This window comes from Pseudomonas sp. EA_65y_Pfl2_P78, assembly GCF_963970495.1.
In the GTDB taxonomy this organism is placed as follows: domain Bacteria; phylum Pseudomonadota; class Gammaproteobacteria; order Pseudomonadales; family Pseudomonadaceae; genus Aquipseudomonas; species Aquipseudomonas baetica_A.
The window spans coordinates 1-23361 of sequence record NZ_CAXAON010000018.1; the positions used below are offsets into that span (position 1 = coordinate 1).

The following is a 23361-nucleotide window of genomic DNA, read 5'->3' on the forward strand; positions in this document are numbered from 1 at the left end:
ACCGGCACAGCCGAATCCGCTTCGTGACCCCGGCCGAACGGCACCGTGGTCAGGATCATCAGATCCTGGCTCGGCGTCATGAGCTGTACGAGCAAGCTCGGGAGAAATGCCCGGAACGCTGGTCTGGACAGACAAGAAACTGGGAGCCGATGGGCACTGTGATGTTGAACCCGGATCGGCAGCAGCAGACCGAGAAAAGAGCGGCATAGTTAGACGGCGACGCGACAACAACCTTGAAAAACGCCGCCCCCGCACGCAAGAAAGTTTTGCCGTTGATGTCTTCCACCGAGCTGTCTTCAACCCACACGTTCATGAAATTGGGTTTGATGAACGCCAGCTCCCACCAAGGATATTTGGGGTCATTCTCGCCCGAGTTGGTGTTTGTGACCTGACATCCCGTGAGGAGTAAAACGCCCAATAAGGCTACGGCTATTCTCATTACCAGAGCTTCCAATCAGCTACGTGCGGATGTTGTACACGAATGCCATCCTCGGTAGGCGCGTTGATGTAAACAGCCCGCAGGCCGCTACCGTCCCTTCTGCCTTGGGGGTGATTCCAATTGGCAGAGGTATGGATGTACTTCAGTTTCAGCATTTGTTCTTCTTCTTGGGTGGTGCTGAAGTCGCCGGCAAGGAACCTGTCGCACATACCTTGCAATTCTTGGGGAACGGCATACTCGCTTCTTCCTGGTATGTCGGTAAAGGGAACACCCTTTTCCTTGGCCAGTTGATGCATCACCTTGAGATAAACCGTCGAAAGCTTGCCACTAACCGGACGCTTAAGTTGAAGTCCGGCGGAGACAGTGGATTGTGACGAGGGTTTCCCCTCGTCGTGGTGGTTGGGTTATTTGGAGATTTCCACGCGATCTAGCGCCTGGTTAACCGCCAATTCGCTGAGCATCACGACTTGCGCAATGCCTAGCGCGGTTTTGCGGTGGGAGGTGTCGAGTATGGCGGCGAAGTTGTTGAGCATTTCGCTGGCGGAGCCGAGGGTTTCGCTGGCGTTGGCCAGCAGCGATTCGGTGTCGTACTTCGGGTTGGCGAGGTACATGCGCTCGGGTTCGTTGGTGCTGGCCATGATCTGGTCGGCGGGTTTGAGGTAGTGGTCGAGGGCGCGTTCGGCGGCGTCATGGAATTTCTTGGAATCGGGGGATTCGTAGGGGGATGTGGGGTCGGTGGCTGGCGGGTTCGGCGTTACTTTGAACATGGTGAAACTCCTAGTTAATTAAAGAGGAGCCTTCACCTTCGCTACCAAACGAAGGGTGGCGGCCATACGCGGGTTGGTAGACCGGTAACTAGGACCCGGCACACCCGAAGGTGTCCTGCGCATGGCCACCATTGAGCAGATACCCGACCGGGTCTGCAAACGGTGCGCGATGCGACTAGTTATGGCGGGCTACCAAACCCGATCACTGTTTTTCAGTGACCGACAAACGATAGAACCCGCGACCTAGACGCACAAGCCGGCGGATTCTGGCGTAGTCGTAGGCGATGGCGCAAGACGTTGTAGGGTTTGAGTGGTTACCGGACACCTCCGTTAAACAGCCCGGTCATCTCCCGTTTATCCACTGTTCGTGATGACTGACGATTCAGCCACTGACGCTGTTCGATGATTCGTCAGCCGTCATGACCGGAACGTACTTTTCAGGCCAAAACAGTCATTTACGCACCTACCTCGTTCAAGTCTGCGTCGCTAGAGTGCAGCCCTCCTCAAACGATGGGCGTACTTATGAATCTCTGGTTTCGACTGCTCTGCATGCTTCTACGGCGACCATGGCGCAAACCGGTCAATGCACTGGCATCGACCGTCATCCGCATGCGTGTGTGGCCATTGGATCTGGACTTCAATCGACACGTCACCAATGGCCGCTATTTCACGATGGCTGACGTTGCACGCATGGATTTTGTTTTGCGCAGTGGCGCCTTCCGCGTGGCTCTGCGCGCAAAAGCACTGCCGATTGTTGGGGATACCTGGGGTAAGTTTCGACGTGAGCTCAAGCTGTTTGAAGCGTTCGAAATCCACAGCAAGATGCTGGGCTGGGACGACAAATGGAGCTTCATGGAACACCGTTTTGTGAGCAATGGCAGGGTGGTCGGCGTCGTGGTCATGCGCGGGCTGTTTCGTTCGGCAAAGGGGACTGTTGCGCCAAGCGAATTTGTCCAGGCGCTGGGATTACCCGAACAATCACCCGAGATGCCGCAGTGGTTGACATCGTGGTCGATGAGCTGTGACGCCATGAGCGGCCAACTCAGAGCCGAGGAGCAGTGAGTCGTCAGCCGTTGCACAAAAAACAGTGGGAGCGGGCTTGCTCGCGAAGGCGTCCGGTCAGTCGGCATGGATGTCGACTGGTGAGACGCTTTCGCGAGCAAGCCCGCTCCCACAGGGTTTGAGGTCAATGGGCTTATTGCGTATCAGAACGGCCCGGCAGCATCCGCACCAGCGTGTTATCCCGCACCCAATAGTGGTGGAACAAGCCTGCCGCGGCGTGCAGGCCGATCAGCCAGTAGCCGGCGCTGCCGATCAGTTCGTGCCAGTACTTGAGGCGTTTGGCGAAGTCCGGGTCGATGGCGACCGGGGCCGGTACGTGGAAGCCGAAGTATGGGAACGGTTTGTCGCCGGCGGCAAGCATCAGCCAGGCGAGGATCGGGGTGGCGATCATCAGGCCGTAGAGGGCCAGGTGCATCAGGTGCGAGATGCCGGTCTGCCAGGCCGGTGGTTTGGGGGTGATCGGTGGGCGTGGGGTCAGGCGGCCGATGAGGCGGATCCACACCAGGGCGAAGATGCTGGCGCCGAACAGGCCGTGAAAGCCCATCAGCAGGCCGCGCGCTTCGCTGCCCTTGGGCATGAAACCTTTGAGCTCGACGCAGGCATAAACACCGACGAACAGCGCCAGCATCAGCCAGTGCAGCATGATTGAGAGTTTTCCATAACGGTTTACGGCGTTGTCGCGGGTCATAAGAAGCGCCTCGTGATTGTCGTGAGCGACGGTCGATTCATTCGACGGTCTCGATTCGGTTGCCGGGCGAACCGACGGCATCACCCTGCCCGCCCAGTCTTAAGACAGTCTGAAGATCGGCCCGCAGATTACCCTTTTTTTACCTTCAGACTTCGTTAAGAAATGGTTCGGATACTTCGCTCAAACCATTGAGGGAGGCGTTCTGCCCATGCCCGATTTCCACTGGAACATCCCCCGGCCCCTGCACTTCGGCCAAGCCGAAACACCGCAGATGACCTTATCCAGTGCCTTGCCGGACGATGTTCAGCGACCGGTGTTCGAGGCCTTTATCCAGCAACGTTTTCGCAAGGCCCATGGCGCTGACATCCGCCACTTCATGCCCGAGCTGTTCGGTATGCACAACGGCGACGGTGAGTTGTGTGCGGTGGCCGGGCTGCGCCGCGCGCATCTGGAGCCGTTGTTTCTTGAGCGCTATCTGGATGAGCCGATCGAGCCGCTGATCAGCGCCGCAGCCGATCGCCCGGTGGATCGCGACGCGATCGTCGAGGTGGGCAACCTTGCTGCCAGCGACACCGGCAGTGCGCGCTTGAGCATTATCGCCATCACTTACTTGCTGGCCATGGGCGGTCTGGAGTGGGTGACGTTCACCGGCAACATCGGGCTGGTCAACAGCTTCCATCGTCTGGGCCTGAAACCGGTGACGTTGTGCGCCGCCGACCCGGCACGCCTGGGGGACGACCGTCACAGCTGGGGCAGTTATTACGAAAGCAAACCGTGGGTTCATGTGGGCAACATCCGCGCCGGTTTTATCCATCTGCGCAATATCGGTCTGTTCACGCGCCTGGGTCTGCCAACCTCGATTGAAGGAGCTTGCCATGTCGCTTGAACTGCAACGTTTCAAGGAAACCCTGCGCAGCCATGCCGGGCGCAATGACAACACGATTGCCCTGTGGGGCGACACCCTAAGGCTCGATTACGCCACGCTGTACGCCGAGGTGCTGTATCGCCAGGAGCGTTTGCGCGATGAAAACGTGCAAGTGATTGCACTGGCGCTGGACAACGGCGTCGATGCGATGCTCTGGGACTTGGCCGTGCTGTTCGAAGGCCTGACCTGCGTGACGCTGCCGCCGTTTTTCAGCTCGGCGCAACGTGCTCATTGTCTGGAGCAGAGTCAGGCCGAACGGGTGATCGCCGAGCCGGAACTGGAGGCCGAGTTGCTCGCAGGCGGTTATGTGAAAAGCGGCGAGTTCTGGTGCCGTACCTTCAGTGGTCCGAGCCACATGCCCGCCGGCACGGCCAAACTGACCTTCACGTCCGGCACCACCGGCACGCCCAAAGGCGTTTGCCTGAGCGCCGACAGTTTGTTGCGGGTTGCACGCGAGCTGCATCAGGCCAGCGAACCGACCGCTCCTCAGCATCACCTGGCGCTTTTGCCGTTGGCGATTCTGCTGGAAAACCTTGGCTGTTATGCGGCGCTGTATGCCGGTGCGACGCTGAGTCTGCCTGGCCAGAAAACCCTCGGCATTCAGGGCGCCAGTGGCGTGGATGTGCCACGCCTGCTGGGTTATCTGGCCAGCCGTGCGCCGGAGAGTCTGATTCTGGTGCCGCAGTTGTTGCTATTGCTGGTCGGCGCCGCCGAACAGAAAGCCTTCGATCCCCAGACTCTGCGTTTTGCGGCGGTGGGTGGCGCGCGGGTGTCCGAGGATCTGCTGCACCGCGCCCAACGGGTCGGCCTGCCGGTTTATGAAGGTTATGGCTTGTCCGAGTGTGCCTCGGTGGTCTGTCTCAATCGCCCCGGTGCCTGGCGTCCGGGCAGCGTCGGCAGGCCGCTGCCTCACGTTGAAGTGCGCGTGGCCGAGGACGGCGAAGTGCTGATCAAGGGTTCGCCGCTGTTGGGTTATCTGGGGGATGCGCCGTACGCCGAAGAATGGTGGCCAAGCGGCGATCTGGGCGAGTTCGATTCGCAAGGGTTTCTCTACCTCAAGGGCCGCAAGAAGCATCAGTTCGTCACCAGTTTCGGGCGCAACGTCAACCCGGAATGGGTCGAGTCCGAGCTGACCCAGCGCCGCCACATCGCCCAGGCGTTCGTCTATGGCGAGGCGATGCCGCACAACCACGCCTTGCTCTGGCCACATCGCCCGGATTGCACCGACGCGGAACTGGCCGCTGCCGTTGCCGAGGCCAACGAGGCGCTGCCCGATTACGCCCAGGTACACAACTGGACGCGCCTGCCACAACCGTTCACCGCCGCCAATGGCTTGCTCACCGCCAATGGCCGCCCGCGCCGCGAGGCCATCGTCGCGCAGTACCACACACAACTGACCGAATCCGCCGTCTCTGAGGAATCCGCATCATGAATTTTTTCGACACCCTGCAAGAAGCCACCCAACAGGAACGTCACGAGCTGTTCAATCTGCCGATCATTCTTGATGCGCTGCAAGGCAAGGTCAGCCTTGAAAGCTATCGCGCATTTCTCGCCCAGGCCTATTACCACGTACGCCACACCGTGCCATTGATGATGGCTTGCGGTGCGCGTTTGCCGACGCGTCTGGAATGGCTGCGCAAAGCGGTGTGCGAGTACATCGAGGACGAGTACGGCCATGAACAATGGGTGCTCAACGATATCGCCGCGTGTGGCGGTGACCGCGATGCGGTGCGTGATGGTCAGCCGTCGCTGTCGATCGAGTTGATGGTCAGTTTCCTTTATGACCTGATCGCTCGCGGCAACCCGGTGGGGCTGTTCGGCATGGTCAACGTGCTCGAAGGCACCAGCATTGCCCTGGCGACCCACGCAGCGGGCAGCATTCGCGAGCGTCTGGCGCTGCCGGAGACGGCATTCAGCTACCTGAGCTCCCACGGTTCGCTGGACGTTGAGCATATGCAGACCTATCGCCGACTGATGAATCAGTTGGAAGATCCAGAAGACCAGGCCGCGGTGATCCACGCCTCGAAAGTTGTCTATCGCTTGTACACCGACATGTTCCGTGGCTTGCCGCGTGACGCGGAGGCTCAACATGCAGCTGCGTGAAGCGCGTGTGGTATTGACCGGCGCCAGTGGTGGCATCGGCATGGCCATCGCCAATGCCTTGTGCGCCGCCGGCGCCCGGGTGCTAGCCGTGGCCCGCCACCAGGAAGCCTTGCAGCCGCTGATCGAGCGCTACCCGCAAAACCTGTGCTGGGTGGCCGCTGACCTGACCTTCCTTGCCGACCGGCGCAATGTGCTGGCTGCCGCCGAAGCCATCGGTGGCATCAACCTGCTGATCAACGCGGCCGGGGTCAATCACTTCGCCATGCTTGAGCAACTCGATGACAGCGACATCAACGCGATGCTGGCGGTGAACATCAGTGCGCCGATCTGCCTGACCAAACTGCTGCTGCCGCTGCTCAAGGACGCCGACAGTGCGATGGTGGTCAACGTTGGCTCCACGTACGGCTCGATCGGCTACCCCGGTTATGCCAGTTATTGCGCGACCAAATTTGCCCTGCGCGGTTTTTCCGAAGCCTTGCGCCGGGAACTGGCCGACACCCGGGTCAGCGTGCTTTACGTCGCGCCCCGCGCTACGCGCACGTCGATGAACAGCGCGGCGGCGCAAGCCTTGAACGATGCGCTGAAATCCAACGTCGATGACCCGCAAGCCGTGGCGTCTGCGGTGATCCACGCGATTGCCGGCGACCGTCGCGATTTGTATTTGGGCTGGCCGGAGCGCTTCTTCGTGCGCCTCAACAGCCTGCTGCCGCATCTGGTGGATCGAGGCCTGCGCAAGCAGTTGCCACTGATCCGTCGCCTGAGTGAAAAACCCGACAACGAGCCGCCAAAACCATGAAGAAAATCTACGCATGTCTACTGCTCGGCGCGCTGAGCCAAAGTGTTTGGGCGCTGGACACCGCCGATCAGCAACGCCTGGCCGGCATTCAACAGAGCTGGGCGCACATTCAATACGAAACACCGGAGAAACAGCGCGCCGCCGCTTTCGAGCAACTGTCGGCGCAAACGACGAGCTTCACCAGCCAACGCCCGGCCGTGGCCGAAGCGTGGATCTGGAAAGGTATCGTCACCAGCAGTTGGGCCGGTGCCCAGGGTGGGCTCGGTGCGTTGGGCAAAGCCAAAGACGCCAAGGCTGACCTGGAAAAATCCCTGAGCCTGGACCCCAAAGCCCTGCAAGGTTCGGCCTACACCAGCCTCGCCGCCCTGTATGATCGCGTGCCGGGCTGGCCAATCGGTTTTGGCGACAGCGACAAGGCTGAGCAACTGCTCAAGCAGGCGCTGCAACTCAACCCCGAGGGCATCGACAGCCTGTACTTCTGGGGCGATCACCTCTACCGTCAGAAGCGCTACGCTGAAGCCAAAGCTGCGTTGCAAAAAGCCCTGCAAGCGGCGCCCCGCCCGGGCCGGGAAACCGCCGATGCCGGGCGCCGCAAAGAAATCGCCGCGTTGCTGGTGGACGTGAACAAGAAACTCGAATGACAGGAGTCCGTGTGCGTTTATTACTGATCGAGGACGATGAGGCCCTCGGCGAGGGTATTCATCAAGCGTTGGGGCGCGAAGGCTACACCGTCGACTGGCTCAAGGACGGCAGCAGCGCCCTGCACGCCTTGCTCAGTGAAACCTTTGACCTGGCGGTGCTTGATCTGGGTCTGCCGCGCATGGACGGCCTCGAAGTGCTGCGTCGACTGCGCGACAGTGGCTCGAACCTGCCGGTGCTGATCCTGACCGCTCGCGATGCCACCGAGGATCGTATCGCCGGGCTCGATGCCGGCGCCGACGATTACCTGATCAAACCGTTCGATCTGGCCGAACTCAAGGCGCGTTTGCGTGCCTTGTTACGACGCAGTGCCGGGCGCGCCCAAGCGCTGATCGAGCACGCCGGTATCAGCCTCAACCCCGGCACACAGCAGGTCACCTATCACGGCCAGCCCGTGGCGCTGACGCCCAAGGAATATCAGCTATTGCATGAATTGCTCTCGCCACCGGGCCGCGTCATGACCCGCGACCAACTGATTCAGTTGTTGTACGGCTGGAACGAAGAAGCAGAAAGCAACACCCTGGAAGTGCATATCCACCACCTGCGCAAAAAGTTCTCCACCGACCTGATCCGCACCATCCGTGGCGTGGGTTATCTGGTGGAGGAGCGCCGATGAGTTCGATTCGTCGCCGTACGCTGACGCTGATCATCGGCCTGATGCTCGCCGGTTTAGCGGTATTGAGCGTGTTCAATCTGCACGACAGTAACCACGAAATCGCCGAAGTCTACGACGCACAACTGGCGCAAAACGCGCGGTTACTGCAAGGCGTGATGCGTATGCCGATCAATGGTCAGGCGCACAGTGATCTGTATCAGGCGTTCAATACTGCGCTGGGAGAAGCAGAGCCTCGCGTCGACGGTCATCCTTACGAAAGCAAAATGGCCTTTCAAGTGTGGGACCCCAGGAATGAAGTGCTGGTACACACCGCCAGCGCCCCCACCTTCACCTCCCCGCCAACCCAGCCTGGCTTTAGCGATGTCGTGGATTTGAAAAACCGCCAATGGCGCGCATTCATGCTGGAAGACAAGCAGAACGGCCTGCGCATCTGGGTCGGTGAGCGCGATGATGTACGCGCCGATCTGGTCGACCGCATCGTCCGTCACACACTGTGGCCGAACGTGCTCGGTAGCCTGATCCTTGCGGCCATGGTCTGGCTCGCCATCGGCTGGGGCCTCAAGCCACTGGCGGACATGGCTGCGACCCTGCGCGCGCGCCACAGCGGCTCGCTGGAACCTTTGCAACTGACACCCTTGCCCAGCGAGCTGGAACCGATGCAAGCAGCGCTCAACCGCATGCTCGCGCAGATCCAGGAAGTGCTCGGCCGTGAACGCCGCTTCATCGCCGACGCCGCCCACGAAATGCGCACACCGCTGGCGGTGCTGCGGGTGCATGCGCAAAACCTGCTGGAGGCCGGCACCGAACAGGAGCGCCGCGACTCGCTGCAATTTCTGATCTCGGGTGTCGATCGCACCAGCCGTCTGGTCAATCAGTTGCTGACCATGGCCCGCCTGGAGCCAAAACCCAACCCGCCGCCCCTGCAACGCATCGACCTCAGCGAAACCGTGCGCAACAGCCTGGTGCAACTGACCCCGTGGTTGCTGAGTAAACAGCTGGAACTGGCCTTTGAAGACGGCGCCCAAACGCTCCATGTCCTGGCCAGCACCGCCGCCATCGACATTGCCCTGAACAACCTGATCACCAACGCCGCCAACTTCTCCCCGGACCACGGCGTGATCACCGTGACGCTGACTCAAACCGACGGCTTCTGCCATTTGAGCGTCGAAGATCAGGGGCCGGGCATTGATGAGGAAGATCGAGAGCGCTTGTTCGAACGGTTCTACAGCCGCGGTAACGCGCAGGGTGCGGGATTGGGGCTGACCATCGTCAACACCATCGCCATGCGACTGGGTGGGCGGATTACGTTGGTCAACCGGGCTGAGGGTGGATTGCGGGCGACGTTGTCGATGCCCGCAAGGCAGTGATCTGCGACGGTCGATGGATCAGGTTGAACCTCACTGACAATCGCGGTCACTTGCCAGCAGCAGGCCGCGGCCCTACAGCTCCACCGAGGCTACCCGAGCCCGACCGGCATTCTTCGCTTCGTAGAGCTGCATGTCCGCCGCTTCGATCAAGGCCTCGAAAGCAAGAACGCCCGTAGGGGTCACGGTCGCCACACCGAGGGAGACCGTAACCACATGATCGGCATCGGAGGTCGAATGTTCGATGGCCAACGCTCGAACATTCGCTTGCATTTTTTCTGCAATCTCGACGGCTCCCGCATGACTGGTCGTGGGCAAAAGGCAGGCAAACTCTTCGCCGCCGTATCGAGCGACCAGGTCGTAGGGGCGTCTGACCGTTTCAGATAACGCCTGAGCAACAGACCTCAGGCAACTGTCTCCAGCCTGATGGCCATACTGGTCGTTGTAGCGTTTGAAAAAATCGACATCGGCCAGGATCAGCGACAGGGGTTTTTGCTCTCGATAACACTGGCGCCAATCAGCTGATATCTCCTCATCGAATTTGCGCCGATTGGCCACTCCCGTCAGACCATCCAGCAACGCCATGGAGCGCAACAGATCGTTCTGCAGTTTCAGAGTCAGGTGTGTTCGCACCCGCGCCCTGACCACGATCGGGTTGATGGGTTTGCTGATGAAATCTACCGCGCCCAGTTCCAGGCCCAGCACCTCATCAGAGTCTTGCTGTTTCGCCGTAACGAAGATGACAGGAATGTCTTGAGTCGCCGGGTCTGCCTTGAGGCGACGACAGACTTCATGACCGTCCACGCCATCCATGACCACATCCAGTAGAACCAGATCGGGAATTTGCGCCTGGCATACCGTGATTGCCTGTTCGCCGCTGGTGGCCATGAACACGTCGCAGTCCTCACGAAACAGCTCATGCAGGACCCGGATATTGGTCGGTTGATCGTCGACAATAAGCAGTTTTGGGCGTTTGTGCGGCTGAAGTAGCCAAGTCTTTTTCAATTGCTCCATCAGGCAGATCTCAACAGTTCACGCCCTATGGGCATCGCAGCACTAAAGTCCAACGACTGCACCATAACAACGAGTTCGTTGAATTGCGGGCGCAGTGCCGGGGGCGTTTTTGACAGCAGTCCAGTTGTCAGCTCAATGGCTTGAAGATTACCGGTTTCCAGCAAGAGCAAAATCTCTTCAAGGGACTCTTTCCATTGCGCAGATTCCATGACTTCCCTATCGGTAAGGGTTTCTGTTGATGGGCTCTGAGAAAATTCGACATTCATCTGTAAAAGGCTTTGTTGCAGCAGCCTGCCAAGCTCCTCAAACCAGGAGGGGTCAGCCAAGAGCCTTGCTGCGGATTCAGCATCCTCGTGTTTAAGCTTGTGTTCCAGATCACCGGCCAACCGTGACAATGCCCTGGCCCCCAAGGTGCCGCTGCTGCCTTTAATGGCGTGGAGAACGAAAACAGCCCCCGACGCCTCTTGTCGCTGGATCTGATCATGCAACTGCACCAGTTGTTTTTCCAGCTCGGGGCCAAAGTTCATCAATACATTGCGGATCAACTCGAGGTTACCGCCAAAGCGATTGATGATCGACTGCCGGTCCTCAATGAGGGCCTCATCCCTGTCGGTTTGCACAAGGTCTGTCGATGTTTGACTGCCCTCGCGGCCGGTTTGACAGAGCAGTGTCACGACCAGTTGTTCCAGGTCTACCGGTTTACCGACGTGCTCATTCATCCCCGCCGCCAGGCAGGCTTCTCGGTCTGCACTGGAGGCATTGGCCGTCATTGCCACAATCGGTAACGTCGCAAAACGCGAGTCGGCACGAATGCGCCGGGTTGCTTCCAGGCCATCGATATCCGGCATCTGGATATCCATCAATACGGCGTCGAAGGGCACACGCTCATTGAGCACCTTGCTGACACCCTCCAACCCACACTCAGCCAGCGTCACTTGAGCGCCTTCACTGGTCAGCAGTTCACTGGCAATCTGCCGATTGAGCATATTGTCTTCGACCACCAATAAGCGCAGCCCCGCCAAGCGTTGTGACCCGGCACCCGCTGGTTGCACCCGCGCAGATTGCAGAGGGTCTTTACCCTCGAAGGCTCGCTGAACCGAGTCGGCCAACTGCTTGGGAGTGACAGGTTTGGTGAGAAACCCGGCAAAGGGAGCATCGCCTTCAAGATAGGCATCTGTCAGCACTTCACGGCCGTAGGCGGTGATCATGATGATCAGTGGTGGTGGCGCGTCACGGCTCTGCTGCTTGATCAATTGCGCAGCGTTCAAGCCATCCATCCCCGACATCCGCCAGTCCATCAGTACGACATCGTAAGCCTCGCCGCGCGCCTGGGCGCTGTTGACCCGTTCCACCGCTTGCGCGCCTTCACTCACATAGTCTGCGGTCCATCCCAGCGCATGAACGGTTCGTAACAGCAGTTCGCCCGCCATTGCGTTGTCGTCGACGACCAGTAGGCGCATCGGCACATCAACGCCTGGGCAGTCGGATCGCAGCAGTGCTTTCTGAGCGACATTCAGGGTGATATCGAACCAGAAGCGACTTCCGACGCCGTACTGGCTCTCCACTTGCAACTCTCCCCCCATCAAACCGACCAACCGCTTGCAGATCACCAGCCCCAGACCGGTGCCACCAAAGCGCCTGGAGGTCGACGCTTCGGCTTGGGTAAAACCTTCGAAAATGCGCTGAAGTTGCTCCGGGCTGATGCCGATGCCGGTATCAGAGACAGCGATGCGCAATTCAACGGCGTTTTCCGTGCGCTTGCGTTGTTCAACGCTGACGACTATCTGGCCTTGCGGGGTGAACTTGAGCGCATTCCCCGCCAGGTTGATCAGCACTTGTTGCAGTCGCAGGCTATCGCCGATCAGGCCGTTGGGCAGATTGGCGTCCAGGTCGAACATGACCTCAACCTCTTTCTCACCCTGGTTGCCCGCCAGCACGACGGCAAGATCGCGCATCAACGACTCAAGTTCGAACGGGTGCACATCGAGTTGCAACTTGTCCGCCTCGATCTTGGAATAATCGAGAATGTCATTGAGCAAGCCCAGCAGCGATTTCGCGGCGCCCTGCGCTTTGCTCACGTAATCGAGCTGGCGCCCGTCAAGCGGCGTGTTTTGCACCAACTGCAACATGCCCAGCACAGCGTTCATCGGCGTACGAATCTCATGACTCATGTTGGCGAGAAAGGCCGACTTCGCCGCACTCGCCAGATCGGCCTGCTCTTTGGCGTAAAGCAGGCGCGATTCCAGCTCGCGCTGGGAGGTGATGTCCCGGTTGATACCGGTCACACGCAGCGCTGCCCCGGTCGGCGTTCGCTCGATCTGCGCGGCGGCATGGATAAAGCGAATCTGGCTGTCCGGGCCTGTCACCCTGAATACCGTGTCGTACTCATCCACCCCATCGACGGCGGCACTGAGCCTTGCAGCCGCAGCCTCGACATCCTCGGGGTGAACACGGGTGTACCAATGCATATAGTTCAGGCCGTTGTCGCGCAACGCCAAAGGCTGCCCGTAAAACTCGAACATGCGGTCATTCCATTGCAAGGCATTGTCCGACAACGTCCAGGACCAGATCCCCAGTTCCGCCACTTCCGCGGCCATCAGCAATTGATGATGCACCGCCATCAGTTCGCTACGCTGTCGCTGTGTCGTTTCCAGGCTTGCCGCCAGCTCCTTTTCTGCCGCTTTACGTTCGGTGATATCGACGGCGATGCCCAGGTAGCCAGTCAATTTCCCATCGTCATCGCGCATGGAGGTAACGACCAGCGTCACAGGAAACCGTGAGTCATCCTTGCGTACGTAAGTCCACTCTCGAGTTTCTGCGCTTTCATGCTCGGGTTTATGGGTAAACACACCAATGCCATTAATGGTCTGACCATACTCCTGGCTCAGTTCCTGGCCCCGCGCAGTGACTTCATCGGCTACATGGAAGAGCGCCGGCGTGTGCTTGCCCAGCACCTCTTCGGCGTCATAACCCAACAAATGCTCGGCGCCGTTGTTGAAGACACGAATGACGCCTTCAAGATCTGTCGCAATGATCGACACCTCAGTGGCCGAGCGCAGCACGCTATTCAACAACACATTGAGGTGCTGCAGTTCTGACGTTCGCTGTGCGACCTGCTCTTCCAGGCTTGAATTGAGTTCGAGAATCCGCGCCTCTGCAGCCTTTTTGGCCGAAATGTCCCTGATTGTCTTGGAGGCACCGACGACGCGGCCACCCTCGCCATAAATCGGAGAGATGCTCGCGGAGACGTCGATCAGTTGTCCGTCTTTGTGACGGCGCTGAGTATCAAAACTATCGATACGATCGCCCGCCCTTACACGCTCAAGGATGTGCGACTCCTCACTGGCCAGCTCCGAGGGAACAATCAGATTGGCCAGTGTGTGGCCCACGGCTTCTTGCGAGGTAAACCCAAAAAGATGCTCAGCCCCTTTGTTCCAGTTGGTGACAACGCCATCAAGGGTTTTACCGATAATCGCCTCTGCCGAGCTTTCAACAATGGCGGCTAGCCTTGCCTGTTCGGCAATAACCTGACGTCGACGTTGACGACTGACACTGCCGACCCCCACCAGAGTCGCCAAAAGAAGGGTGAGAACACCGCCCAGCAACAGCACCACCTTCGGTGAGACCTGACGCAAACGCTGGATGAACAGCGAATTGGCGCCAAGTTCGATTTGCCACCGCCGGCCGTAAACCTCGCGCTCCACCTGATGAGTGATCAGCGTTGCAGAGCTGGCCGAGTTGTCGGCGCTCTCATAAAACAACGTCTCTTGCCCCGGGACAGTGATGTCCCTCAATTTCAGGTGCACGGCCTTGTCTTCTATGCGCAGGCCCGTGAGGACCTGCTCGGTCTGCAAGACTGCATAGCTCCAGCCGAACGCGGCGGCGTCACGTTCGGCTGCCGTCGCAGGTGTCACGCCGTTGCGAAAAATGGGCATCAACAACAAGAACGACTGCTGCGGTTTGCCAATGGCCTGTACCAGGGTGATGGGCGCTGTTATCTGCGTCATGCCGCTCTGTATTGCAGAGTGAGCAGCTTCGCGCCGAGCAGGTTCCGAGGCTATGTCCAGGCCAATGGCGGGCTGATTGCCTTCAACAGGCTCGACATACTGGATAACGTAGCGCTCGCCAGGATGAGCCGAGAGTTGACGAATGGAAAAATCAGCGGCGCCATCGGCCCGGGCTGACTTGATAAACGCGCTTTCATCGCGTTCCGGTACGCGCCTGACAAACCCGATAGCTCTTGCGCCGGGGAACTCCACGGCCAGGTCACGCGTTTTCTGATAACGACTGAACAGTTCACGACTTATCCCCTGCTCCCCCGCTGTCACTACTGCACCGCGAGCACCACGCAAACCGTACTGGTAAAGATTGAGGCGACTTAAAACCAATTCAGCGGCCTCGGCTGTAGCTGCAACGATCGCTTCTTGAGCGTGGCGCTCGTTGATACGGTCAAGCACCCAGCTACCCAGAACGCTTGCCCCCAGGCCCACAGCCAGGGTAATCGCGACGCCCCAGTTCAATGTAAAAAATCTGGATTTCTTCACCCGGTTTGCCCTGCTGCAGAAGACTTTCAGCCTTCACATTTAAAGTTCGACCCTGTCGGGGAAGTGTTTGCAACTTAGCTCAAAGTGGGAACAGTAACGTCTAGCCCAGCAGATAAAAACGACTTTATTTGCGCAAAATTGATCGGGCGGCAATACAGATAGCCTTGCATGATCTGACAACCCAGTTCCAGAAGTGCATGAGCCTGTTCCTGGGTTTCGACACCTTCGGCCACCAACTCCAGACCTAGCGCCTGACCTAACTTGATGATTGCTGCGATGATGGCCGAATCGCTTTTATCGGTGATCATGTCTCGCACAAAACTCTGATCTATTTTCAGAACATCGATCGGAAACCGTTTCAGGTAAGCTAGGCTTGAATAACCGGTGCCGAAATCGTCGATCGAAATACGAACGCCGAGCGTTTTGAGATGAAAGAGGGTTTCTCGGGCGCTTTCAATGTCCCGTGCCAGTACCCCCTCGGTGATCTCCAGTTCCACATATCTGCCCTCCAATCCAGACTCAAGCAGGATGTCTTCGACCATGGTCAGAAAGGACGCCTCGCGAAATTGCACGACGGAGATATTCACGCTGATGGAAATGTCATGGCCCAGTTCGCGAAGTGTCCTGGTGTCCCTGCAGGCCTGCAACAAAACGTATTTACCAATAGGGATGATCAGCCCGGTTTCTTCTGCCAGCGGGATGAAATCGGCAGGAGAAACCAGCCCCCCTTCAGGATTGCGCCAGCGGATCAGCGCCTCCATGCCAATGATGCGGTTATGCCGGGCATCAACCTTCGCCTGGTAGAAAACTTCAAAAACGCCTTCTTCCAAAGCGTTGCGCATGTGGCGTTCAAGCAGGTGCCTGGCGCGCATGCTGCTCTCGATATGCGAGGAAAAAAAACAGTAGCGATTACGCCCTGAAAGTTTCGCCTGATACATGGCCGCATCAGCATGTCGGTGCAGCGATTCCATGTCGTCGCTGTCTTCAGGGAACACGCTGATGCCGATGCTCGCCGACAGGTCGTAGCGGTTACCCTGAATTGAAAAAGGACTGGCGATGATCTCGAGCAGCCTTTGCGCGAAGTCCCCCATGGCATCGAACCCGACCACCTCTGGCAGGAGCAGGATGAACTCGTCTCCCCCTTGCCGGCTGACAGTGTCCTCCATGCGCAGGGAACCCGATATTCGCGCTGCAACCTCCCGCAGCACCAGATCACCGACCGAGTGGCCCATCGAATCGTTTATGACCTTGAAGTTGTCCAGATCAATCAGGAGCATCGCCACACGCCCCTGCCTGCGACGGGCCTTTTGCAAGGCCTGCTCGGTGCGGTCCTGCAACAGGATCCGGTTGGGCAGGCCCGTCAGAGCATCGTGATTGGCCAGCCTCTTGGCCTCTACGCGCAAGGCGATGTGAGCTTTGATATGGGCTCTGGCAACCGGAATATTCAACGGTTTTTGAATGAAGTCCACGCCACCGCACTCCATCGCCAGTAATTCAGCGCTTGTTTGCGTATGAGCGCTGACAAAAATGACCGCGACGCTAAACAGTTCCGGGTCAGACTTGAGTATCCGACACACCTCGAAACCGTTCATACCGGGCATTTCGATATCAAGCAAGACCACATCGGGCCGGCATTGACGGGCGATATCGAGGGCTTGCTGACCACTTTGGGCCGTATGGACTTCAGCCAGGTCAGACACGGCACTGCTCAGTGTTCTCAAGGCGGTAATCTGGTCATCAACGATCAGGAGGACCGGTTTGAGACTAAACGGCTGATTGCGCATTCCGTTGCTCCTCGCAAATTCCTTGCATTGAATAACCGACAACCCTGAGTCCGCGCCCTGCTCCACCCTCGCACTACCAGACACGCTCAGGCCAGACCGGCCAACCGTTGAAGCCTTTCAACGTCTGCTTCGGGTTCGCCATTACTCATGGCGGCGGCCAAACGCATCACGACCTGTTCACGACGTACTTGCAGGGTCGGCAAGACATAAATAGCACCAATCAGCTCACGCAAAACCATCGGCAGACCCCAGTTTGCTTTCAATCGAACGGCAAAAGGCGCCGCAAAATCGCGGACAGCGTGCAAGAGTGCCTCTTCACTAACGCTATTGCCCAGGTTCTCCCATTTCTGGGTCTGGTAATACACACAGAGTTCGCCCATGCGGTGCAACAGTGCGGCCGTTTGCATCGGCGCAGGATCAAGCCCGCACTGCTGGGCCAGAAGCACAACTCTTTCAGCCAACCGCTCGGAATCATCCAGAAGTGCCTGAACCCCTGGCATGAGCATAGCGCCGGGGTGCGTTGCGCTCTGTCGCAACGCCTGGCTGATCGCCAGGTTGACGCTGGTCAACCCGCCTAACCGGGTGAGTGCCGCTTTCAGGTTCGTGCACGGCTGGCCCTGGCCGAGATACGCGGCGCTGTTGGCGGCAGCGATCAAATGGGCGCACAAGGCCGGGTCATACTGCCAATCATTGGCGAGTTCGCGCAGATCCAGTACGGCGCCGCCATAGCCAAGCTGAAGCTTTTCCTTTACCGAGGCGAGTAAAGGCAAGTCCAGTTCGTCCGCAGTCAAACTGCCGAGATAGCTGGGTAAGTCTTCAGTATTGATCGTGGGGGGGCGCAGCGGGTCATCCGGCGGAAGCAGTGCCTCCAGGCGCTCGACAAGGCGTGAAACCTGAAAGGGCTTGGTAAAAAATGCGCTGACCCTCAGCGATTTCACCGCCAGCACGCTGTCTCGGTCGGCGCGCCCGGTGATGATGATCAGCGGCATGTCGTGATCTTTTTGGCGAATGCTGTGCAGCAGGTCAACGCCCGGCGCATCTGGCAGATTCCAGTCCGCGATGACCAGTTGATAGGTACCTGGGTGCCAGGCAGCCAAAGCGCTAGCAACGTCGATATAGCAATCGACCTGTGCCGCCGGGCGAATACTCAACACCAGTTGTTTTAAAAGATCTGAAATCCAAGGGTCATCATCCAGAATCATCACTCGCATTCGGTATTCCTCACCGGATCGACGGCCTGCTTTACGACGTGTAACAAACTATCGACCATCCGCAGCAATAGTAGTCGTTGGGCGTAGATCGTGGGATCCGGTCGTTATCAACGCAAGACGTGGTGGCTCACTGTGGCGCTCATCTGCAACTCAATTGACCTGCGCGAGTTTTTCACAAACAACAAAGTCCGGCTGCATCCTCCGATTGGCCTGACAGGGTTGGAAGTCGAGCGACGGGGTACGTTTAGCGTCGGTTTGAATCAGATCAGACGCCAGCGTCGTTAACAGTGTAGAAAGGAATGAGCGCAGTACAACCGCGCGTTGCTCTTTCCCTCGCTGGAGGTTCACATCATGCTCACTGTCAAAGACCACAATGACCGGGCGACGGCCGCTTACGCCGCACACACCGGTGAATACTGGATCGAATCGCTCAAGGACGGCCGGCATGTGTTGATCCGGCCACTGGCGGACAACGACCGCGAACGCGAGTACACGTTTATCCAGCGTTTGTCCCCCGAGTCCCGCCACATGCGCTTTCTGGCGCAGATCAGCGAGCCGGGCACGGCGCTGCTCGATCAGTTGATGGACATTGATCAAAAGCAACGCGCCGCTTTCATTGCCCTGGTTCACGAAAACGGCGAATTGATCGAAATCGGTGTCAGCCGCTACGCCGCCACGGGCGAGCAGGAAGGTGAATGCGCCGTGACTGTCGCCGATGAGTGGGCGCATCTGGGCCTGGGTACCTTACTGATGGAGCATCTGATCAAAGCGGCTGGCAAAAACGGTTTCACGCACCTGTACTCGGTGGACTCGGCCAACAACACGGCCATGCGCGACCTGGCCAGAGCCCTGGGCTTTGAAACCCACACGGATCCCGACGATAGCCGCCAGGTCATCCATCGCCTGCATTTGTAGCGCCACGTCGCGCACTGACAACCAGGGCGTCAGATCGAACGCTGGTTGACCCGAGCCATCAGTTGCTCGGCCGACTCCTTGCGCTCTGAATAACGATCGACCAGATAGGCCTGACTGTCGCGCAGCAACACGGTGAACTTCACCAATTCTTCCATCACATCGACGACGCGGTCATAGAACGGCGAGGGTTTCATCCGCCCCGCCTCGTCGAACTCCATGAACGCCTTGGGGATCGAGGATTGATTGGGGATGGTGAACATGCGCATCCAGCGCCCCAGCACGCGCAACTGATTGACCACATTGAACGACTGTGAACCGCCGCAGACCTGCATCACCGCCAGCGTTTTGCCCTGAGTGGGACGAACGGCGCCGAGCGCCAGGGGGATCCAGTCAATTTGCGCCTTGAACACTGCCGACATCGCGCCGTGGCGCTCCGGCGAGCACCAGACCTGGCCTTCCGACCACAGCACCAGATCGCGCAGTTCCTGCACTTTGGGGTGTTCGACAGGGACATCGTCGGGCAGGGGCAACTCTGAAGGATTGAAAATGCGCGTCTCGGCGCCGAAGTGCTCGAGCAGGCGCGCGGCCTCTTCGACCAACAGACGGCTGAAGGAGCGTTCGCGGGTCGATCCGTAGAGCAACAAAATCCTTGGCTTGTGCGTGCTTGGCGGCTTCGGATGCTGCTCGCTTTCGAACAGGCTCAGGTCAAGATTGGGCAGTTGTTCAGACATGGGGAATCCTGCTTAAAGGGTGCCGATCCGATCCAGCTCGCGCTTGAGTTCATCGCGGTTGAGTCGGTCAAAGGGAAGGTCGAGAAAGGCCTGGCAACGCCGTTCGATGCGCCCCAACGTCGAGCGAAACGCCGCCTCGACCGTCGCGTCGTCGCCGGCCACGTCGGAGGGATCTTCAAGGCCCCAATGGGCTTTCAGCGCCGGGCCGAAATACACCGGGCAGCTTTCGCCGGCGGCCTTATCGCAAACGGTAATGACGATGTCTGGCAGGTGGTCTTCGAAAGCGTCGTTGCCCTTGCTGTACAAGCCAACGATGCTGATGCCGGCCTGCTGCAAGGTCGACAAACTGCGCGGCAGCACCTGGCCTTTGGGGAAGCTGCCGGAACTTACCGCCTCGTGTGTCGACGGGGCCAAGTGATTGAACATCGCTTCAGACAAAATGCTGCGGCAACTGTTGGCCGTGCACATGAACAAAACTCGCATGGAGTGCTCCTAAAAAGTGTGGGGATTCAGCAACACGCGCTATCGCGCACGGGACGTCCATCCATGTTGCGCAGACGGGCGGCGTTGTCCTTGAGCCAATCGGCGTTGGCCTTTGCAGTCACTTGCAGGATGTCGCGGACCCACTCGGGCAGATCCGGGTTGAGCCGGTAATAAACCCATTGGCCCTGACGGCGATCGAGCAACAGCCCGTTACTGCGCAGTTGCGCGAGGTGGCGGCTGATTTTCGGCTGGCTGTCGTCGAGAGCGCACATCAGCTCGCAGACGCACAATTCGCCTTGGTCGGCGATCAACAGCGTGGCACGCACTCGGGTCTCGTCGGCCAGGCTTTTGAAGAGTTCAGGGGGGGTGATCATCTGGACGCACCATACATACGGAAAATCGAATATACGGATATCCATATATTAATCAACCCCGGCCCCAAGCACATCGAAGCCCCCCCTGTGGATGGGTGTTAGCTGGGTTAACCGCGTAAGAGCCCCTGCTCGGCTTCACACAACCCCACCACATAGTCCCAAACCACCCGCAGCCTCACCGATTTGTGCAACTCACGCCGGGTGCTGATCCAGTAACTGCGCTCGATGCTTTCATCGGGCAGCAACGCGACCAGGTCCGGATCGGCGGCGGCCATGTAGCACGGCAACACGGCAATCCCCAATCCCGAGCGCGCCGCCTCCTGCTGGGCGATGACGCTGGTGCTGTGAAACACCACCCGAGGGCTGCGACAGAAACTGTTGAGAAACATCAGTTCCTGACTGAACAACAAATCATCGACATAACCAATCCACGCGTGCCGCCCAAGATCTTCGCGACTGCGCAACGCCGGCGCATTGTCGAGATAGCGCTGGCTGGCATAGAGCGCGAGGCGGTAATCGGTGAGTTTGCGCGTGACCAGCATGTCGGCCGCCGGGCGCTCCAGGTGAATGCTGATTTCCGCCTCTCGGTTGAGGATGCTGACAAAGCGCGGCACAGCCACCAGTTCCACTTCCAGCCCCGGGTAGCGTTCGAACAGGCCGATCATGCGACTGGCGAGGAATTTGATGCCCAGGCCTTCGGTCACACCGACGCGGATCTTGCCCAGCGGCGCCGTGGACTGGGTGATTTCTTCCTGGGCCAGCAGTGCGACGTTTTCCATGGCTTCGGCGTGTTTGAGCAACGCCTCCCCCGCCGGGGTCATTTCGTAACCTTGGGCGTGCTGGACGAACAGCGCGGTGCCGAGGCTTTTTTCGATGGCTTCGATGTGGCGGGCAACGGTGGCATGGGTCGTGTTCAGCCGGCGGGCGGCGGTGAGCAGCCGGCCGCTGCGTTGCAACTCAAGAAAAAACCGCAGGTCGTTCCAGTCGAACATGGGGTGTCCTTGTCAGCGATCGTCATTCAAGGCTGTTTAAAAACGCACAGCGGCTGCGCAAAAACTAACATTCTTTTAACGAAAGCTAACAACTAGAGTGTCCGACAATAAAAACAAAAAGCGAGGTCAGGGAATGCAGACTTCCCTCGATGAATACGACTACATCGTGGTCGGCGCCGGCCCTGCCGGGTGTTTGCTGGCCAATCGACTGTCGGCCGATCCACAGCAGCGCGTGCTGTTGCTCGAAGCCGGCGGGCGCGACAACTATGCGTGGATTCACATTCCTGTGGGTTACCTGTTCTGCATCGGCAACCCGCGCACCGACTGGTGCTTCAAAACCGAAGAACAACCGGGCCTCAACGGCCGCGCACTGAGCTATCCGCGCGGCAAGGTACTGGGCGGCTGTTCTTCCATCAACGGCATGATCTACATGCGCGGCCAGGCCAACGACTACGACGGCTGGGCGGCCGAAGGCAATCCGGGCTGGGCCTGGAACGATGTGCTGGCGCTGTTCAAACAAAGCGAAAACCACTTTGCCGGCGCAGCTGAGTTTCACGGCGCCAAGGGCGAATGGCGGGTTGAGCAACAGCGGCTGTCCTGGCCCATTCTGGATGCATTTCGCAGCGCTGCCGAACAAAGCGGCATTGCCAGCATCGATGACTTCAATCAGGGCGATAACGAAGGTTGCGGTTACTTTCAGGTCAACCAGAAGGCCGGCGTGCGCTGGAACGCGGCCAAGGCCTTTCTCAAACCGCTGCGCAATCGCGTGAACCTGACGGTGCTGACCGGGGTTGAGGTCGATCGGGTATTGCTCAAGGACGGTCGCGCGACGGCAGTCAGTGCGCGTCACGAGGGTCAGGTCAAACGCTTCAAGGCGCGCAAGGAAATCGTCCTGTGCGCAGGCGCCGTTGGGTCGCCGAATATTCTCCAGCGTTCGGGCATCGGTCCGCGTGGGTTGTTGGAGCGACTGGGGATCGGCGTGCTACATGAACTGCCCGGGGTGGGCGGCAATCTGCAGGATCACCTGCAATTGCGCCTGATCTACAAACTGGAAAACGCCCGCACCCTTAACCAGATCGCTGGCAGCGTGTGGGGCAAGATGGGCATGGGCCTGCGTTATCTGTATGACCGCAGCGGGCCATTGTCGATGGCGCCGAGTCAGTTGGGCGCCTTTGCACGCTCAGGGCCGGAGCAGACATCAGCCAACCTTGAATATCACGTACAGCCGTTGTCTCTGGAGCGCTTTGGCGAGCCGTTGCACAGTTTTCCGGCGTTCACCGCTTCGGTGTGCGATCTGCGCCCGCAGAGCCGTGGCCGCATCGACATTCGCTCCGCCAACCCACAAGACGCACCGCTGATTCAGCCCAATTACCTGAGCCATCCTGAAGACCTGCGCGTGGCGGCGGATGCGATTCGCCTGACCCGACGCATCGTCAGCGCCCCTGCCCTGCAAGCGTATAAACCGGTCGAGTATCTGCCGGGCGACAGCCTGCAGAGCGAGGAAGCGTTGCACGAAGCGGCGGCGAAAATCGGCACGACGATTTTTCACCCGGTCGGTACCTGTCGAATGGGCAATGACGCCGATGCGGTGGTCGATGCGCAGTTGCGCGTGCATGGTGTGCCGGGTTTGCGCATTGCCGACGCCTCGATCATGCCGCGCATCACCTCGGGCAACACCTGTTCGCCGACGCTGATGATTGCCGAGAAGGCCGCACAACTGATCCTCAAACCAACACTAAACACCCACCCTGTGGGAGCGGGCTTGCCCGCGATGACGGTATGACATTCAACATTGAAGTTGGCTGAAGCACCGCTATCGCGAGCAAACCCGCTCCCACAAGGAGATTGGCGTTT

20 protein-coding genes and 3 pseudogenes are annotated in these 23361 nt (G+C 58.9%); 11 read left to right on the forward strand and 12 right to left on the reverse strand.

The genetic code is table 11. From position 1 onward, the window contains the following. Positions 1–209, forward strand: a pseudogene (locus tag AACY02_RS15265) (IS3 family transposase); the annotation flags it as partial. A gap of 38 nt (positions 210–247) precedes the next feature. On the opposite strand, the pseudogene AACY02_RS15270 reads toward AACY02_RS15265, so the two are convergent. From AACY02_RS15270 to AACY02_RS15280, 3 genes and pseudogenes are all read right to left on the reverse strand, one after another. Continuing rightward, a pseudogene (locus AACY02_RS15270) lies at positions 248–439 on the reverse strand (DUF2931 family protein); the annotation flags it as partial. Continuing rightward, positions 439–801, reverse strand: a pseudogene (locus tag AACY02_RS15275) (DUF2235 domain-containing protein); the annotation flags it as partial. The pseudogenes AACY02_RS15275 and AACY02_RS15270, both read right to left, overlap by 1 nt. Before the next feature lie 42 nt (positions 802–843). Next, entirely contained in the window at positions 844–1206 is a 363-nt protein-coding gene (locus tag AACY02_RS15280) for a DUF6124 family protein (RefSeq protein ID WP_339432672.1), read from the reverse strand. Between the two features lie 522 nt (positions 1207–1728). Here AACY02_RS15280 and AACY02_RS15285 point away from each other — a divergent pair. After that, complete coding sequence (locus AACY02_RS15285) at positions 1729–2268, forward strand: acyl-CoA thioesterase (RefSeq protein ID WP_339432673.1); 540 nt, start codon at positions 1729–1731, stop codon at positions 2266–2268. A gap of 133 nt (positions 2269–2401) precedes the next feature. Here the strand turns inward: AACY02_RS15285 and AACY02_RS15290 are convergent, their stop codons facing one another. Further along, the gene (locus AACY02_RS15290; RefSeq protein WP_339432674.1) at positions 2402–2956 is read right to left on the reverse strand and encodes a cytochrome b; all 555 of its coding nucleotides are present in this window, start codon (positions 2954–2956) and stop codon (positions 2402–2404) included. Between the two features lie 208 nt (positions 2957–3164). Here AACY02_RS15290 and AACY02_RS15295 point away from each other — a divergent pair, with 208 nt between their 5' ends. From AACY02_RS15295 to AACY02_RS15325, 7 genes are read left to right on the forward strand one after another with little or no spacing between them, the layout of a single operon-like run. Next, entirely contained in the window at positions 3165–3842 is a 678-nt protein-coding gene (locus AACY02_RS15295) for a thermostable hemolysin (RefSeq protein WP_339432675.1), read from the forward strand. Further along, complete coding sequence (locus AACY02_RS15300) at positions 3832–5313, forward strand: AMP-binding protein (protein WP_339432676.1); 1482 nt, start codon at positions 3832–3834, stop codon at positions 5311–5313. Before AACY02_RS15295 ends, AACY02_RS15300 begins: the two co-directional genes overlap by 11 nt. Then, positions 5310–5984, forward strand: a complete 675-nt coding sequence (locus AACY02_RS15305) for a TenA family transcriptional regulator (RefSeq protein ID WP_221732629.1) — start codon at positions 5310–5312, stop codon at positions 5982–5984. The genes AACY02_RS15300 and AACY02_RS15305 overlap by 4 nt, the downstream gene beginning before the upstream one ends. Then, positions 5971–6780, forward strand: a complete 810-nt coding sequence (locus AACY02_RS15310; protein WP_339432677.1) for an SDR family oxidoreductase — start codon at positions 5971–5973, stop codon at positions 6778–6780. The genes AACY02_RS15305 and AACY02_RS15310 overlap by 14 nt, the downstream gene beginning before the upstream one ends. Next, on the forward strand, positions 6777–7421 hold the full coding sequence (locus AACY02_RS15315) for a tetratricopeptide repeat protein (protein ID WP_221732631.1): 645 nt from the start codon (positions 6777–6779) through the stop codon (positions 7419–7421). Before AACY02_RS15310 ends, AACY02_RS15315 begins: the two co-directional genes overlap by 4 nt. A gap of 11 nt (positions 7422–7432) precedes the next feature. After that, positions 7433–8095: a response regulator gene (locus AACY02_RS15320; protein WP_221732632.1), complete on the forward strand. Its 663-nt coding sequence runs from the start codon at positions 7433–7435 to the stop codon at positions 8093–8095. Continuing rightward, a complete protein-coding gene (locus AACY02_RS15325; RefSeq protein WP_339432678.1) occupies positions 8092–9462 on the forward strand; it encodes an ATP-binding protein in 1371 nt (456 codons plus the stop codon). The genes AACY02_RS15320 and AACY02_RS15325 overlap by 4 nt, the downstream gene beginning before the upstream one ends. 72 nt (positions 9463–9534) lie before the next feature. Here the strand turns inward: AACY02_RS15325 and AACY02_RS15330 are convergent, their stop codons facing one another. The 4 genes from AACY02_RS15330 to AACY02_RS15345 all read right to left on the reverse strand — a co-directional run bounded on the left by AACY02_RS15330 (position 9535) and on the right by AACY02_RS15345 (position 18012). After that, positions 9535–10473, reverse strand: a complete 939-nt coding sequence (locus tag AACY02_RS15330; protein ID WP_339432679.1) for a diguanylate cyclase — start codon at positions 10471–10473, stop codon at positions 9535–9537. Next, the gene (locus AACY02_RS15335; RefSeq protein ID WP_339432680.1) at positions 10473–15017 is read right to left on the reverse strand and encodes a PAS domain-containing hybrid sensor histidine kinase/response regulator; all 4545 of its coding nucleotides are present in this window, start codon (positions 15015–15017) and stop codon (positions 10473–10475) included. The genes AACY02_RS15330 and AACY02_RS15335 overlap by 1 nt, the downstream gene beginning before the upstream one ends. 74 nt (positions 15018–15091) lie before the next feature. Continuing rightward, positions 15092–16801 carry a two-component system response regulator gene (locus tag AACY02_RS15340; protein WP_339432681.1) on the reverse strand — a complete coding sequence of 570 codons (1710 nt, stop codon included), beginning with the start codon at positions 16799–16801 and terminating at the stop codon, positions 15092–15094. Between the two features lie 86 nt (positions 16802–16887). Further along, positions 16888–18012: an HDOD domain-containing protein gene (locus AACY02_RS15345; protein WP_339432682.1), complete on the reverse strand. Its 1125-nt coding sequence runs from the start codon at positions 18010–18012 to the stop codon at positions 16888–16890. Positions 18013–18363: 351 nt separating this feature from the next. Between AACY02_RS15345 and AACY02_RS15350 the strand changes: the two genes are divergently transcribed. Then, positions 18364–18927 carry a GNAT family N-acetyltransferase gene (locus AACY02_RS15350; protein WP_339432683.1) on the forward strand — a complete coding sequence of 188 codons (564 nt, stop codon included), beginning with the start codon at positions 18364–18366 and terminating at the stop codon, positions 18925–18927. 29 nt (positions 18928–18956) lie between these two features. Here AACY02_RS15350 and arsH read toward each other — a convergent pair whose 3' ends face one another. The 4 genes from arsH to AACY02_RS15370 all read right to left on the reverse strand — a co-directional run bounded on the left by arsH (position 18957) and on the right by AACY02_RS15370 (position 21507). Then, on the reverse strand, positions 18957–19658 hold the full coding sequence (gene arsH / locus AACY02_RS15355; protein WP_221732639.1) for an arsenical resistance protein ArsH: 702 nt from the start codon (positions 19656–19658) through the stop codon (positions 18957–18959). Positions 19659–19670: 12 nt separating this feature from the next. Next, complete coding sequence (locus AACY02_RS15360) at positions 19671–20141, reverse strand: arsenate reductase ArsC (protein ID WP_339432684.1); 471 nt, start codon at positions 20139–20141, stop codon at positions 19671–19673. A 26-nt stretch (positions 20142–20167) separates the two neighbouring features. Then, positions 20168–20515, reverse strand: coding sequence for a metalloregulator ArsR/SmtB family transcription factor (locus AACY02_RS15365; RefSeq protein ID WP_339432685.1), 348 nt, complete (start codon positions 20513–20515; stop codon positions 20168–20170). A gap of 107 nt (positions 20516–20622) precedes the next feature. Further along, entirely contained in the window at positions 20623–21507 is an 885-nt protein-coding gene (locus AACY02_RS15370; protein ID WP_339432686.1) for a LysR family transcriptional regulator, read from the reverse strand. Positions 21508–21640: 133 nt separating this feature from the next. Between AACY02_RS15370 and AACY02_RS15375 the strand changes: the two genes are divergently transcribed. Then, positions 21641–23290: a GMC family oxidoreductase gene (locus tag AACY02_RS15375; protein ID WP_339432687.1), complete on the forward strand. Its 1650-nt coding sequence runs from the start codon at positions 21641–21643 to the stop codon at positions 23288–23290. The last annotated feature ends 71 nt before the right edge of the window (positions 23291–23361 follow it).